This is a genomic window from Flavobacterium soyae (assembly GCF_021245985.1).
Taxonomy (GTDB): Bacteria; Bacteroidota; Bacteroidia; order Flavobacteriales; family Flavobacteriaceae; genus Flavobacterium; species Flavobacterium soyae.
The window spans coordinates 135,578-147,781 of the sequence record NZ_JAJQXA010000009.1 but is presented as its reverse complement, the minus strand read 5'-3'; the positions used below and the strand labels follow the sequence as shown (position 1 = coordinate 147,781).

The following is a 12,204-nucleotide window of genomic DNA, read 5'->3' as shown; positions in this document are numbered from 1 at the left end:
GCGGATAAAACAGATTTACTTCGTAAAAACGCTGATAAACACGGATTTGATTTGCAATAATTTTTTTTTCTAAAAGCTTAACTTAATGACATTGCCCGCAGGGACTATACCACATCAGCTTCTTTGTTTGCCAATTGTCCGCAGGCAGCATCAATATCTTTTCCTCGGCTGCGACGCACTTTTACTACAACTCCGATATTTTCTAAAGCTTTAATGTAAGCTAAAATAGATTCTTCTGAAGCTTGTTGAAATTCTCCATCGTCAATTGGATTATATTCAATTAGATTGACTTTACACGGTACATATTTACAGAACTTTACCAATGCATCAACGGAAGCTTTATCGTCGTTGATTCCCTTCCAAACTACATATTCGTATGAAATTTTGCTTTTGGTTTTTCTGTACCAATATTCTAATGCTTCTCGTAAATCTTTTAAAGGAAAGTTTTTACTGAAAGGCATAATCTTCGCGCGGGTTTCATCAATTGCTGAATGAAGGGAAACTGCTAATTTGAATTTCACATCATCATCGGCCATTTTCTTAATCATCTTCGGAATCCCTGATGTTGAAAGCATAATGCGTTTTGGAGACATTCCTAAACCTTCTGGCGAGGTAATCATGTCTATGGCTTTAATGACATTATTATAGTTCATTAAAGGTTCTCCCATTCCCATAAAAACTATATTCGAAAGCGGATGATTGTGATATAAACGGCTTTCTTTATCGATTGCCAAAACCTGGTCGTAAATTTCTCCCGGCTCCAGGTTTCGCATTCTTTTTAAACGTGCAGTTGCACAGAAATTACAATCTAAACTGCACCCAACCTGACTTGAAACGCAAGCTGTTGTTCGGGTTTCTGTAGGGATTAAAACAGATTCCACTACTAATCCATCATGCAGGCGGACCGCATTTTTCACTGTTCCGTCGTTGCTTCTCTGCATAGTATCAACCTTAATATGATTGATAACAAAATTTTCTTCAAGCATAGAACGTGTTGTTTTGGCAACATTCGTCATATCCTCAAAACTGTGTGCTCCTTTGCTCCAAAGCCATTCATAAACTTGATTTCCTCGGAAAGCTTTGTCATTATTTGCGACAAAAAAATCTCGTAACTGATCTTTTGATAAGGCTCTTATGTCTTTTTTCTCAATTTGCATGCTGCAAAGTTAATCACTTTTGTCATTTTTTTAATGATTCTTAAATTAAACCTTTATTATAATGATTTAATAAAATCCTATCCATGATTTTTATCAGTTCTTTTCCTATTCGTTTGCAATAAATTTGATCTAAGAAAAAGACAGGAATTTATAATCAATCCCAAACCGAATTGTAAACTGATCTTAGATTTAACTAAATACCACAAACAAATGAAAACGATCAAATCAATTTTATTAGCAGTAATAATCGCATTTTCATTGCAAGTAAAAGCGCAGCGAAAATATACCCTCACAAAATCAGTTTTTGAAGTTGCAGGAACTTCTAATATACACGATTGGGTTATGAAATCAACAGAAGGAACCGGCGGTGCTTACTTAACGATTACAGATTCAAAAATAACTGATATTAAAAACCTGACGATTACATTATTAGCCGAAAGTATTAAAAGCAGTAAAACCAGTATGGATGATGTGGCTTATGAATGTTTAGATACCAAAACACATAAAAATATCAAATATGTTTTAAAATCTGCCGATAAAGTAAACGAAACAATGTGGGTTCTAACTGGAACTTACACCATTGCAGGTGTTAGTAAAGATTACAAAACACAGGTAAAGGTAACAACCTATGATAACGGTAATTTTGTATTACAGGGTTCTAACCGAATGACTTTTACTGATTTTGAAATGACACCTCCGTCAGCTGCACTTGGAGTCGTAAAAGCCGGTAAAGAATTAACAGTGCTTTTCAATATTACTTTTACTGATTTTGCAAAAAGTGAAAATGTTTTAGTCATCAACTAACAATAATTTAAGAACAATAATATAACTCTTCTTTCGTAAAAATAAATTTTCAAAAAAAATAAGTCTTCAGTTCCAAAAAGGAAAAATTTGGCACAAGAATTGTCTTGCTCTCAAAAGAAAAATAATCTTACAAAGCGCGCCATAATTTTAAAATTTGTATTTTTATTATTCCACTTTATAACCTTTTAAATTTTATAACCTAAAAAGACAATTTATCATGAAAAAACAAATTTTAAGTTTCGCTGTTGTTGCATTATTAGCTTTGGGATTACAATCTTGTGAGAAGAAAGAACCTAAACCTGCAGATGAAGAATTAACTCTTGGAAACAAAGTTGACTCCTTGACAACAGATATTGAAGAAGTGAAAGACAGCGCTGTAAGCAAAACAGAAGAGGCTGCTGCAAAAGCTAAAGATGCTACTGAAAATGCTGTACAAGATGTAAAAGATGGAGCTAAGAAAGCAGCATCTGACGTGAAAGATGCTACTAAAAAAGGAGCTGAAAAAGTTGAAAATGCTGCAAAAGCTGCAAAAGACGGAACTGTGAAAACAGCTAAAGAAGTAAACGAAGCTTTGAAAAAATAATTTTCAAATTAAAACTAAAAACAGAAAGCCATTCGCCTAAACGAATGGTTTTTTTATGCAAAATAGTCAGCGGATATTTTTTGTATTTTTGCATTCAATTACAACAACTACAAGATGCATTTTATATCACAAGAATTAGAAGATTATATCGAGCAGCATTCTGAAAATGAACCAGAATTGTTAGCGAAACTTAATAAAGAAACCTACCAGAAAATACTTTTACCAAGAATGTTAAGCGGTCATTTTCAAGGCCGGGTTTTAAGTATGCTCTCTAAATTAATTCGTCCGGTAAATATTCTTGAAATCGGAACTTATACGGGTTATGCTGCGCTTTGTTTATGCGAAGGAATGCAGGAAAACGGACAATTACATACTATTGATATTAAAGAAGAATTAGTCGATTTTCAAAGAAAGTATTTTGATGCCTCACCTTGGGGAAAGCAAATTTTTCAGCATTTAGGAGAAGCCGTAGATATTATCCCAACTATTGACGTAAAATTTGATTTGGTATTTATTGATGCAGATAAGGAAAATTACCTCAATTATTGGGAAATGATTGTTCCAAAGATGAATAAAGGCGGTATTATTTTATCTGATAATGTTTTGTGGAGCGGAAAAATCCTGGAACCGGTTCATCCAAATGATGTCAGTACAAAAGTACTTTTAGAATATAATCAGCTTTTGAAAGACGATCCAAGAGTGGAAACGGTTTTGTTGCCAATTCGCGATGGATTAACAGTTTCAAGAGTATTATAATTTTATAAGTTGCTAAGATACTAAGGCGCTAAGATTCTAAGATTTTTTCTATTTATACTTTTACTCCATTTAGAATGACTTATTTAAATCAGATAGATAATGAAGGTTTTGCAATTATAAACAATGTTTATACTGAAAATGAAATTGAAAAACTGATTTCATTAATCGAAAATGTAACCGAAAATGATTCTGATAATGCTACTTTTAGAAAATCTCAGGATTTATTTGCAATCAGACAATTTCATAAAGAAGTACCTGAAACCTTAGATTTTATTTTCAATCAAAATTTAAAAAATATTATTGAATCTAATTTTGGAAAAGGATACTTCATTACCAAATCCATTTATTTTGACAAACCTGAAAAATCAAATTGGTTTGTGGCTTACCATCAGGATTTAACTATTTCTGTGGATAAAAAAATTGAAACTGAAAATTTTGAAAACTGGACTGTAAAACAAAATCAGTTTGCGGTTCAGCCTCCAAAAGAAATTTTAGAAGATAATTTTACGATTAGAATTCATATTGATACCACTACAAAAGACAACGGTGCTTTAAAAGTTATCAATAATTCCCATTCAAAAGGAATTTTGAGAATCGAAAATTTGGATTTTGAAAACGAAAAAGAAACAATCTGCGAAGTCCAAAAAGGCGGAATCATGATTATGAAACCTTTATTGTTTCACGCTTCAAACAAAACCACAAACAACGAAAGAAGAAGAGTTATTCATATCGAATTCAGCAAACAAGAACTTCCCACAGGGCTAGAATGGAGTGAAAGAAAAATTCTTGAAAATAATTTAGACGACTTCAAGAGTATTATAAAATAAAAAATTCAATAGCATCCAGCTTCAGCTGGAGATAAAAAAGCTAAAAAAAGAAAAAGGCTTTAGCCAAATACCCAGTGTATTTTGGCTAAAGCCTTCTTAATTTTATCTATAGACTCTCCAGCTAAAGCTGGAGGCAATTTATCCAAATTTTATATGAGAAAACTTAGCATCTTAGAAACTCAGAAACTTAAAAAAAAATTATCCCGGAAAATATTGCGGTTTCAACCTTCTGCAAGCTAAAAAGATTAAGAATCCAAAAAGAGCTCCAAAGAAATATCCTGTTAGAATGTCTCCCGGATAATGTAATCCTAAATAAATTCGGCTGTACGCAAAAATTAAAGGCCATAAAAATAACAAGCCAAAATATTTGAAATGGCGTTTTAAAACCAAATATAAGAAGGTTGCAACAGCCATTGTGTTTGCAGCATGTCCTGAAAAAAAGCTAAAAGATTTTCTAACCTGAACAACTCTGATAATAGTATTGATATCAGGATTATTACAAGGACGTAAACGCTGAAATGTATGTTTAAAAAGATTGGTAGTTTGATCTGTAAAAGCAATTAAAACAGCTATAAAAAGCAGTAAATACAAAGTTTGTTTTCCTCCTACTTTTTTATAGATAAGATAAAACAGTAATAAAAAAAATGGAGTCCAATACAGCTGATTGGTAATAAAAAGCCAAAATTTATCGTATGTTTCAGAACCTAAACCATTTAAATATACTAATAAATTAATATCTAATTCTTCTATTTTTTCCAGCATATTATCTTTGGCGTTTTATAGGTCCTGAAAGAGAGTCAATATCTTCTTTTACTTTATCAATTTCTGTTGCAGTATCTCCCAATAAATTAGTTGTATCACCTAATAAATTAGATTTTGCGCTTTCAATTTCTGCATTGATATTACCTGTTAAACTATTCAAAGACTTAGTATCAAGACCATTTGCCTCTGCTCCTTTTTGAATTTCACTTTTAATATCATTGGTCGCATTTTTTAACTGCGCCATCGCCTTACCCATTGTACGGGCAATTTCCGGCACTTTATCAGAACCAAAAAGCATCAGTACTATAAACAGTATGAAAACTAATTCTCCTCCTCCTATACCAAACATATCTTTTATTTTTGTTGTGCCACAAAGATATTAAATTTTGAAGCGCACAGTTTTAAAATTTACTTAAAAAAAAGACTCTGAAAAAAGAGTCTTTTTAGTTTGTTCTTAGTCAAATTTTGATTTTTGCTCAACCTTTGGCCATGAATTATTAGTTACATCAATATCGGCCGTAAGTAATTTTGGATCTATCTGAATACTTTTTACAGCTTTTGTAGTTGCATAAACTTTTTTAGCTGTATCATTATTTTTTCTCCAGATTTGTGCAGGATATTGGTAATTATCTTTTGTTCCATCTTCATAAGTGATTTCAACAAGAATTGGCATAATCATTCCGCCCAGTTTGTCGAATTCAACTTCATAAAAATATTTAGGCGATTTAATACCAGCTTTTTCTTCAGCAGTAAAAGTCTGGTCAACATAATCAGCCAATGGTTTTACATCTTCTAATTTTAATGCTTTTTTGTTTGCAGCATTAACTTCTGGATTGTCTCCTGAAACTAAGTAAACAAAAGGGCCTTTTTCGAATCCAAAACGGCCTTTTCGTACTTTTACATCTTTAATATCAGCAGTTGGAGTTTCAGAAACATAATATTGTTTTACATCTTTAATTCCAATATCTACAAAATCAGTTGAATAAAACCATCCTCTAAAAAACCAGTCTAAATCTACCGCAGAAGCATCTTCCATCGTTCTAAAGAAATCCTCTGGAGTCGGGTGCTTAAATTTCCATCTGTTTGCATACGTTTTAAATGCATAATCAAACAATTCTCTGCCCATAACTACCTCTCTTAAAATATTAAGACCCGTAGCCGGTTTTCCGTAAGCGTTATTTCCAAATTGGTGAATCGTTTCAGAGTTAGACATAATTGGCTCTAAAAACTTTTGATCACCGCTCATATAAGGAACAATATTTTTTGCAGGTCCGCGTCTTGACGGGAAAGTTGGATCTAATTCCTGTTCTGCCAAATATTCTAAAAATGAATTTAAACCTTCATCCATCCAAGTCCACTGGCGCTCGTCAGAGTTTACAATCATTGGAAAGAACGTGTGCCCAACTTCGTGAATAATAACCCCAATCATTCCGTTTTTAACCTCTTTAGTCGTTACGCCATTTTCATCAGGACGACCAAAATTCCAGCAAATCATTGGGTATTCCATTCCCTGGTCTTCTGCAGAAACCGAAACTGCTTTTGGATAAGGGTAATCGAAAGTATGAGAAGAATAACTTTTTAAAGTATGTGCTACAACCATTGTAGAAGTTTCTCCCCAAAGCGGGTTAGCTTCTTTTGGATAAACAGATTCTGCCATAACAGTTCTGTTTCCAATTTTTACAGCCATTGCATCATAAATGAATTTTCTTGATGAAGCGATACCAAAATCACGAACATTTTTTGCGCTGAATTTCCACGTTTTTTTCTTTTCAGAAAAACCTTTTTCAGCTGCTTCAGCTTCTGCCTGAGTTACAATAACAACAGGTTTGTCAAATGATTTTTGAGCTTGTTCGTAACGTTTAACTTGTTCAGCAGTAAAAACTTCACTTCTGTTTGTTAATTCTCCCGTTGCATCAATTACGTGATCAGCAGGAACCGTAATACTTACATCGAAGTTTCCAAAAGGAAGGGCAAACTCCCCGCTTCCCCAGAACTGCATATTCTGCCATCCCTCAACGTCATTGTAAACTGCCATTCTTGGGTAGAATTGTGCAATTACATATAATTTATTACCATCTTTTTCGAATAATTCATATCCAGAACGTCCGCCTTCTTTTCTGTAATTGTTGATATTATACCACCATTTTACCGAAAATGAAATTTTCTCTCCAGGTTTTAAAGGCGAAGCCAGATTAATACGCATCATAGTTTCATTAATGCTATAAGACATTGGATTTCCTTTTGCATCTTTTACCTGTTCAATATTAAAACCACGCTCTAAATCTTTTTTCAAATATTTTGCTGAAAAACCTTCAAGAGGCAAAACCTGATTGATTTTTTCTCCTTCTGCCAAAGAAGTCTGTCCGTTAGCTCTGGCTTGGTTTTGATCTAACTGAACCCATAAATATTCTAAAGTATCTGGCGAATTATTAGAATATGTGATAGTTTCTGCACCCGTTAATTTTGAATTTTTATCATCTAATTCAATATCAATTTTATAATCTGCCTGCTGCTGGTAATAGGCCGGTCCCGGTGCTCCGGAAGCTGTACGAAACATATTTGGTGTTGCCAGCAAATCGTACATCTGGCTGAATTTATTTGTGTCGTACCTGCCTTGCTGCTTTGGTGTCGCAGCTTTTTCCTGAGCAACTAACATTGCAGGAAAAATTAATAATAATGAAAGCTTTTTCATAAAAGTCTAATGGTAATTTTGTCAGGGTGTGAAAATAACAATTAAAATATTATTTTAACTTATTAATTAATACTTTAACAATTCTTTCCTTGAAGATTCTGTAAAGAGAACACTTCTTTTAGTACCAAATGCTGAAATATGTGTAATATTCTGCTGTTCAGAACTCCAGTCTACAAGTATAGTATTTGAAATTTCGATCGTTTTAAATTTATCGATATCTTTTATTCGCGAATAACAGATTAACACATCACCTTCAACTTCTTTTGACAAAAAAGTAATAGGTTTTGCCTGTCCGTTTATTTTAATAGTGAAATTTTCAGCAAGGTATTTTTTAAGTAAATCAAGGTCTGCCTGAGTTTCTTTTTCTGTTCCTACGAATGTTTTTTTATGGTATTTTTTCTCTATCCCATTATTCAAGTCATCTATAAAAATGCGGGATGTAATTTGAATCATTTTTTTCTCGGCAGCATAATCTACCTGAAAAACACCTACATAGAATTTATGAAATGCAAAGGAAGAAAGTGATAAAAACAATATCCCAATAAAAGGATAAATCAATATTTTTTTCATTATTGAGAGGCATTCACTTTTTTAAATTCAGCATTTTTGTTGATTAAAAAATCAATCAGCTCAAATTTTTGATCTTCTTTTAGATGTCTTTTAGATTCGGGATCGTTAGAACAAAACATCAAAAACAAGTCAACTTCGTCTTTTTTCAAGCCTAAGGTTTTAGTATAAAAATCAGGTTTAAAATTAGCTTTAGAATATTCAACAAAAGCAATGTCCGAGATTTCTTCTTCTTTTATTTCATCATTTTTTGAAAGAAGTTTTTTGACATCTTTAAAAATTCGAACAAAGTCCATTCCGTATTTAATAGTTTGATCAGAATACATCACCGTATTTTTTGCCGTTGATTGTTTATCATCTTCAAACTGCATATCAACATATTGCTGCGTATTGCTGTCTAATGATTTTACTTTTAAATCTTTACGAACCACAACTTCTTTTAATTCATTGCTAACCAAATCTAAAGCTACAGAAAAAAGTATCTGCGAGCAGTCTTTCTCTGTTAAAACAATTTTTTTAGACTGAAAAGCCAAACCGGTAAAAAGCAAAGTATCTTTTGGCTGTGCCAAAATATCAAACAATCCGCCGGGACCAATAAAAGTTCTGGATTTTGCATTGATATTCATAACATAGCCACTTTCTATAGAAAGTGATTTGTTTGTAACCTGACCGTGCAGCGACTTTCTTGAGCTATTTTGCCCAAGCATTATTTGACAAAATAAGCAAACAACGAATACTCCTAGTTTATTTTTCATTTTCAAGAATTATTAGATATTTTCGAGCTAACTCTGTTATTAAAAACATACTCATTGTTTTATTCTTTGTATTCAAAGATACGGCAAATTCGGCATCATCCACACAATATAATTGAAATCCTTTGATATCATCTGCCGGAATTTTTAATCTTTCCGTGTAATAATTTTCTTCAAAAAGATACTCAATTTTTCTAAAAAGCATCTCCTTTTTTTCCACATTTACCTCTTTTTTTAACATTGCGGTACGTCCGGAAATTTTATTGAGGATTTTATCTATAGAAGTCGAAGTTGCGGTATAAACTTTTCTTTCTGCAGGCGTATATGTTTTTTGACCATGCGGAACAATTCCTAAATTTTCAGCAGTAATTCCATAATTATCATTTACTTTAACTTCTTTCAATTCGATTTCTTTTGCCGTCATTTTAATCACAAGCAGACTTAAGGTTAAATCTTCAGCAGAAATTCGGAGTTTATACGGTTCTAAATTTACAGCCGAAAAAACCAAGACATCACCTTCTTTAGCCATAATAGAAAATCTCCCATCTGCATCAGAAATAGTTGAAACTTGTGTGGTATTATTAACAATATTTACTCCGTCAACCGAAGTAGTTTTTTCGAAGATTTGCCCTAAAATTTCTTTAGAAGGTGCATTTTGCCCAAGACCAATTTGAACAAAAAATAGAATTAAAATTATATGTAGAGTATTATTTAACTTCACTCGCAATTATTTCTTTATACTTTACTGCTAATTCGCCTAGCAAAAATTCGGTTGAAGTTTTATTTTTAGAGTTTAAAATATTCGTAAACTGTTTATTTTCGACAGCATAATATTCAAAACCTTTTACATATTCGGCCGGAATTTTTAAGCGTTCCACAAAATGTTCAAGCGTAAACATTTTTTCTAAAAGTCTCATGAAAAATTCCTTCTTCTCTACTTCAACTTCTTTTTTCAGCATCGCTGTCCGGCCCGAGAAAAAGTTCAGCAAGGGATCTGCAGAAATTGATCCGCCAGCCATACTTCCGACATTTGCCGTTGCATTTAATGCTGTTGCGGTATGTAATTTTCTTTCGGCTTCTGTATATGATTTTTGTCCCGCCGGAATAATCCCCAGAGAAACAGCATTTATATTGTCATATCTTTTTACGATAACTTCCTGCAATTGATGCACTACCAAATTCATTTTTACAGTAAAATTCAAATCGGTAAAATTTTCACAGGTAAGAGAAACTCTATTTTCTTTAAATTGAATGGAAGAAAAAATAAGCATATCATCTGGTTTTGCCAAAATAGAAAAGGCTCCGGATGCATCTGTAGTTGTCATAACTTCAGTTTGAGAATTGACAACATATACGCCTTCTAAATCATTTGTATTTGCAGTAATTTTTCCGTTTATAAGCGTACGTTCCTGATTTTGAGACCAGGAATTCTGACTTATAACTGCAACTAAAAAAAATACAATATTCTTTGTCAAAACGAAAAATTTAGGAAATTATTAAAAAGGTAAAAATATCCTAATGTCTTCCAAATTTAGTATTAATGAGTTGGTAAAAATATGTTAATTAAACTCCAATTCATCAATTATTTTGGACAGACTTTTTTTAATATCTTTAACGAATTGAATTTGAGTTTAGAATTATGAAAAGCATTATCATCGCCAGCACATCTACCCTGCACGGCGGCAGTTATTTAGACTATATATTACCTGCATTACAATTACATTTTAAAAACTGTACCACTATTTTATTTATTCCGTATGCACGCCCCGGCGGAATATCACACGAAGAATACACACAAAAAGCTGCCGAAGCATTTGCATCTATAAATATTAAGCTTCAGGGAATTCATGAATTTGAAAGTCCTGAAAAAGCCATACAAAATGCCGAAGGAATATTTACGGGCGGCGGAAACACATTTTTACTTGTTACACAGCTATACAAAAACAATATAATGCAATTGCTTGCAGAAAAAGTTAAAAACGGAACTCCCTATTTAGGAACAAGTGCCGGAAGCAACATTTGCGGTTTATCAATGCAGACTACGAATGATATGCCAATTATTTATCCGCCGAGTTTTCAAACTTTAGGATTAATTCCGTTTAATTTAAACCCGCATTATTTAGATCCTGATGTAAATTCACAGCATATGGGCGAAACACGCGAAACCAGAATTAAAGAATTCCATTCTTTTAATGCAATTCCGGTTTTAGGTTTAAGGGAAGGAAGCTGGCTTGAAGTAAAAGGAAACAAAATAACCCTGAAAGGCTCTCTAAAAGCAAGACTTTTTAAGCAAAACCAAAATCCGGAAGAACTAGAACCAGAAAGCGATTTGAGCAACTTAAAATAATTTTTCCACCATATAAGTAATGTAAGTTCATTTAAAAAAGATTGACAAAAAACTTATAATAACTTATATCACTTATATGGTTAAAAAAAAATCATAAAAAAAAGCCTCAAAAAATGTTTGAGGCTTTTGAAGAGCGAAAGACGAGGCTCGAACTCGCGACAACCAGCTTGGAAGGCTGGAGCTCTACCAACTGAGCTACTTTCGCATTAACAGGGTGCAAATATAAATAATTAATTCTTTTTAAAAAACAAAAATCAAAAATTATTTAAGTTTGATAAAAAAACCGAAACAATTAAGTTCCGGTTTTTTAGAGCGAAAGACGAGGCTCGAACTCGCGACAACCAGCTTGGAAGGCTGGAGCTCTACCAACTGAGCTACTTTCGCATTGCTGGTGCAAATATAAAAAATAAGTTAAGTTCAAAACAAGCTTTTTGGCAAAAAAAATCAATTAAAATCAACAATTTCTTATAACCTATTTAAAATTAAAAAGTTATAAAATCAATTATTTTAAAAAAATCATGAATATTATTAAAGAAGTCCCATCAAAAGAAACCTATATTGTTCGCCAGCCTGTTTTAAGAAAAGGCAGACCTATCGAAAGCTGCATCTTTGAGGGAGACGATTTAGACACGACACATCATTTTGGTTTATTTAATAATGAAGATTTAATAGGAATTATTTCGTTATTCAATAAAATCAATCCTATATTTGCCGAAAAAAGTCAAGCACAAATTCGAGGGATGGCAGTTTTAGAAACGCATCAGAAAAAAGGATTTGGAGAAGCTTTAGTTAAGCATTGTGAAACCTGCTGCAATGAAAACAAAGTCGATTTGATTTGGTTTAATGCTAGAACCGCCGCCGTTGGTTTTTACAGAAAAATGGGATACCAGCCCCTAGGTGAACCATTTGATATTAAAGATGTTGGCGAACATTATTTAATGTTTAAAAAATTATAAA

The 12,204-nt window shown here is 32.7% G+C and carries 14 protein-coding genes and 2 tRNA genes; 6 read left to right on the top strand and 10 right to left on the bottom strand.

Annotation, left to right across the window (positions count from 1 at the left end):
* Nucleotides 1–104: 104 nt before the first annotated feature.
* Complete coding sequence (gene rlmN, locus LUU93_RS13245; RefSeq protein WP_232681605.1) at nt 105–1,157, bottom strand: dual-specificity RNA methyltransferase RlmN; 1,053 nt, start codon at nt 1,155–1,157, stop codon at nt 105–107.
* A 210-nt stretch (nt 1,158–1,367) separates the two neighbouring features.
* Between rlmN and LUU93_RS13240 the strand changes: the two genes are divergently transcribed.
* From LUU93_RS13240 to LUU93_RS13225, 4 genes are all read left to right on the top strand, one after another.
* Entirely contained in the window at nt 1,368–1,961 is a 594-nt protein-coding gene (locus LUU93_RS13240) for a YceI family protein (RefSeq protein ID WP_232681604.1), read from the top strand.
* A gap of 217 nt (nt 1,962–2,178) precedes the next feature.
* Complete coding sequence (locus tag LUU93_RS13235) at nt 2,179–2,544, top strand: hypothetical protein (protein WP_232681603.1); 366 nt, start codon at nt 2,179–2,181, stop codon at nt 2,542–2,544.
* A 114-nt stretch (nt 2,545–2,658) separates the two neighbouring features.
* Nucleotides 2,659–3,300, top strand: a complete 642-nt coding sequence (locus LUU93_RS13230; RefSeq protein ID WP_232681602.1) for an O-methyltransferase — start codon at nt 2,659–2,661, stop codon at nt 3,298–3,300.
* A gap of 74 nt (nt 3,301–3,374) precedes the next feature.
* Nucleotides 3,375–4,127 carry a phytanoyl-CoA dioxygenase family protein gene (locus LUU93_RS13225; RefSeq protein WP_232681601.1) on the top strand — a complete coding sequence of 251 codons (753 nt, stop codon included), beginning with the start codon at nt 3,375–3,377 and terminating at the stop codon, nt 4,125–4,127.
* Between the two features lie 198 nt (nt 4,128–4,325).
* On the opposite strand, the gene LUU93_RS13220 is transcribed toward LUU93_RS13225, so the two are convergent.
* From LUU93_RS13220 to LUU93_RS13190, 7 genes are all read right to left on the bottom strand, one after another.
* Entirely contained in the window at nt 4,326–4,889 is a 564-nt protein-coding gene (locus LUU93_RS13220; RefSeq protein WP_232681600.1) for a phosphatase PAP2 family protein, read from the bottom strand.
* A gap of 1 nt (nt 4,890) precedes the next feature.
* Nucleotides 4,891–5,238: a Sec-independent protein translocase subunit TatA/TatB gene (locus LUU93_RS13215; RefSeq protein WP_232681599.1), complete on the bottom strand. Its 348-nt coding sequence runs from the start codon at nt 5,236–5,238 to the stop codon at nt 4,891–4,893.
* A gap of 105 nt (nt 5,239–5,343) precedes the next feature.
* Nucleotides 5,344–7,581 (bottom strand): M1 family metallopeptidase, encoded by a 2,238-nt coding sequence (locus LUU93_RS13210; protein WP_232681598.1) that lies wholly within the window; start codon nt 7,579–7,581, stop codon nt 5,344–5,346.
* 66 nt (nt 7,582–7,647) lie between these two features.
* Nucleotides 7,648–8,151, bottom strand: a complete 504-nt coding sequence (locus tag LUU93_RS13205) for a DUF6702 family protein (RefSeq protein WP_232681597.1) — start codon at nt 8,149–8,151, stop codon at nt 7,648–7,650.
* Nucleotides 8,151–8,903 carry a BamP family beta-barrel-assembly machinery protein gene (gene bamP / locus LUU93_RS13200; protein WP_232681596.1) on the bottom strand — a complete coding sequence of 251 codons (753 nt, stop codon included), beginning with the start codon at nt 8,901–8,903 and terminating at the stop codon, nt 8,151–8,153. The genes LUU93_RS13205 and bamP overlap by 1 nt, the downstream gene beginning before the upstream one ends.
* A complete protein-coding gene (locus LUU93_RS13195) occupies nt 8,893–9,621 on the bottom strand; it encodes a carboxypeptidase-like regulatory domain-containing protein (RefSeq protein WP_232681595.1) in 729 nt (242 codons plus the stop codon). Before LUU93_RS13195 ends, bamP begins: the two co-directional genes overlap by 11 nt.
* Nucleotides 9,608–10,375 (bottom strand): carboxypeptidase-like regulatory domain-containing protein, encoded by a 768-nt coding sequence (locus LUU93_RS13190; protein ID WP_232681593.1) that lies wholly within the window; start codon nt 10,373–10,375, stop codon nt 9,608–9,610. Before LUU93_RS13190 ends, LUU93_RS13195 begins: the two co-directional genes overlap by 14 nt.
* A gap of 164 nt (nt 10,376–10,539) precedes the next feature.
* Between LUU93_RS13190 and pepE the strand changes: the two genes are divergently transcribed.
* The gene (gene pepE, locus LUU93_RS13185) at nt 10,540–11,247 is read left to right on the top strand and encodes a dipeptidase PepE (RefSeq protein WP_232681592.1); all 708 of its coding nucleotides are present in this window, start codon (nt 10,540–10,542) and stop codon (nt 11,245–11,247) included.
* Between the two features lie 132 nt (nt 11,248–11,379).
* Here pepE and LUU93_RS13180 read toward each other — a convergent pair.
* Nucleotides 11,380–11,452: transfer RNA gene (locus tag LUU93_RS13180), tRNA-Gly, on the bottom strand.
* A 106-nt stretch (nt 11,453–11,558) separates the two neighbouring features.
* Nucleotides 11,559–11,631, bottom strand: a tRNA-Gly gene (locus LUU93_RS13175).
* Nucleotides 11,632–11,765: 134 nt separating this feature from the next.
* Between LUU93_RS13175 and LUU93_RS13170 the strand changes: the two genes are divergently transcribed.
* Nucleotides 11,766–12,203, top strand: coding sequence for a GNAT family N-acetyltransferase (locus LUU93_RS13170; RefSeq protein WP_232681591.1), 438 nt, complete (start codon nt 11,766–11,768; stop codon nt 12,201–12,203).
* The last annotated feature ends 1 nt before the right edge of the window (nt 12,204 follow it).